We start from the raw sequence: 1,870 nt of genomic DNA on the forward strand, positions 1-1,870 counted from the left end.
CAAAGATGATTTTGCTTTCCTTTTTTAATTCCATTTTTGTGAATATGTTTAGACCCGCACTCTGGACATTGTATCATTTTTTTATTTTTGATAATTTGACCCCTTTATCTAAAAATCATACCTTAATTCAGCAACGCCATATATCCTTTACCGTCGGGGTATTTTACAACCCCCTCAACCAAAAGTTATTCAACTTTCCGCCCAAGTTATCAACCCAGACACAAAGGAAGTCAGGGTGCGTTGGAAGGCTAAGGGTGCTTTAACCGTTAGTTTATACCAAGATAATGGTTTAGTTAGGGATGATTTTCGCCCTACTGATGAATATGCTACTACCATTGACGGGTTAACGGTATTTAAAGTTATAGTTGATTATGGTAGTGGTGAAACTGCTACCCAAGAGACAAAAATTGATTTACTTACTCAAACTGTTAAGGAAAAATCAGGTAATTATACTGTTAATAATGAGGATATTTTTGAGACTGTTAAACCGAGGGAAATTATTAAAGACGGTAATGTTAATATCACTTTTAATTATCTCAAAGACCAATGTTTAGACTATAAAATTACGGCAATTTCTACTCTTATTTTAACTGTTAATACAGTGATGGATTATCGTAAATTTGGCACGACTTTATCTTTATTAAATCGTCCTCAATTATGGTTAATAAATATTGATCAAACTGTTACCATTCAAAGCGGGGAAGGGCAGTTTGTCCGTTTGGAGTCTCAGGGTGATACTAAGAGTTTTCAAAGTTTTTTTAATACCCTTAATAGTTTACTAAATGCACCCAATACTGAGGCGAATGTTTCTTTAACTTTGACTATTGATTTTGTTAATCCTATTATTCCCGATGGAGCAGAATTTAATATGGTTTTTGATGCTTTTAAACGCAATCCAGTCGATCGACTTAACTTAAAAGCAATTTTAATTAATAATTAATAATTAACAATGAATAATTAACAATTAATCATTTTCAGGAATAATATCTAAAGATTGGTTGCCTTTAATTCTATAAATATAAAAATCTTTTCTATCAAGGGTAAATATTTTATTTATTTGGTAATTTTCAGCTAAATAACAGAGAGAAGCATCGGCTATTTGTACTCCTATATCATGATATTTTGACATAAAATTTTTGAGCCAAGGTATAGAATTATAGGGAAGCTCTACTATCTCTAATAATCTTACTTCTAACATCCTAAATAAAGAATCTATGGCTATTTGATTATGACGAATTAACCAAAGCACTTCTGTTATTACAGCCCATGATGTTAACATAGGTGGCTCAATAGTTTTTAAAGTTTCTACACATATTTGATGGTAATTATCTTTGGGAGATAAAATAGCAACGATCGGGCTAGTATCGATAATAATTTTTCTATTCATAATTGTCCAAATCCTTGAAAATAATCTTGATTAGTGCTTAAATCTGATGGTAAATCTTTCGCTATACCAATAACCCCAGATTCAAGGGCTAAATCATAACAAGTTTTGGTTTTGTTTATTTGAGATAAATAGATTTCTAAGGCTTCTCTAATTAAATCTTCTTCTGTTTTATTAGTTAATTTAACAGCATCTTTTAATTGTTTTTCCAATAGTAAATTAACTGAGACATTTAAGGTTATTTGTTCTGTGTTATTCATTGCTTTTACCTATTTATAATTAAGGTTTGATGCCATTCCCCACCGTGTAATGAATTATACGGCTAATATCAATCGTTCTAAGAACCAGGGTTTTTTCATTCTCAAATTTTAACTACCTTTTTTTTCTCATCTTTTTTTCTTTTTCCCCTAATCTCATACTTAAAATTTAATTTTAACCTTTTCTATTTATTTTTAATCTTTCTGTCTTTATTTTTCAATTTTTTGC

At 30.2% G+C, this 1,870-nt stretch carries 3 protein-coding genes; 1 reads left to right on the forward strand and 2 read right to left on the reverse strand.

Features of this window, described 5'->3' with window-relative positions; genetic code table 11:
* Positions 1–235: 235 nt before the first annotated feature.
* On the forward strand, positions 236–940 hold the full coding sequence (locus ACEW8E_RS09995) for a hypothetical protein (RefSeq protein WP_373480202.1): 705 nt from the start codon (positions 236–238) through the stop codon (positions 938–940).
* A 24-nt stretch (positions 941–964) separates the two neighbouring features.
* Here the strand turns inward: ACEW8E_RS09995 and ACEW8E_RS10000 are convergent, their stop codons facing one another.
* Together ACEW8E_RS10000 and ACEW8E_RS10005 are read right to left on the reverse strand one after the other, a co-directional pair.
* Positions 965–1,387: a type II toxin-antitoxin system VapC family toxin gene (locus tag ACEW8E_RS10000; RefSeq protein WP_373480203.1), complete on the reverse strand. Its 423-nt coding sequence runs from the start codon at positions 1,385–1,387 to the stop codon at positions 965–967.
* Complete coding sequence (locus ACEW8E_RS10005) at positions 1,384–1,644, reverse strand: hypothetical protein (RefSeq protein ID WP_373480204.1); 261 nt, start codon at positions 1,642–1,644, stop codon at positions 1,384–1,386. The genes ACEW8E_RS10000 and ACEW8E_RS10005 overlap by 4 nt, the downstream gene beginning before the upstream one ends.
* Positions 1,645–1,870 lie beyond the last annotated feature (226 nt).

Source organism: Geminocystis sp. (assembly GCF_041753295.1).
In the GTDB taxonomy this organism is placed as follows: Bacteria; Cyanobacteriota; Cyanobacteriia; order Cyanobacteriales; family Cyanobacteriaceae; genus Geminocystis.

Coding starts and splice junctions, on each gene's coding strand:
- ACEW8E_RS10005 (WP_373480204.1), bottom strand. CDS start 1,644: ATGAATAACACAGAACAAATAACCTTAAATGTCTCAGTTAATTTACTA.
- ACEW8E_RS10000 (WP_373480203.1), bottom strand. CDS start 1,387: ATGAATAGAAAAATTATTATCGATACTAGCCCGATCGTTGCTATTTTA.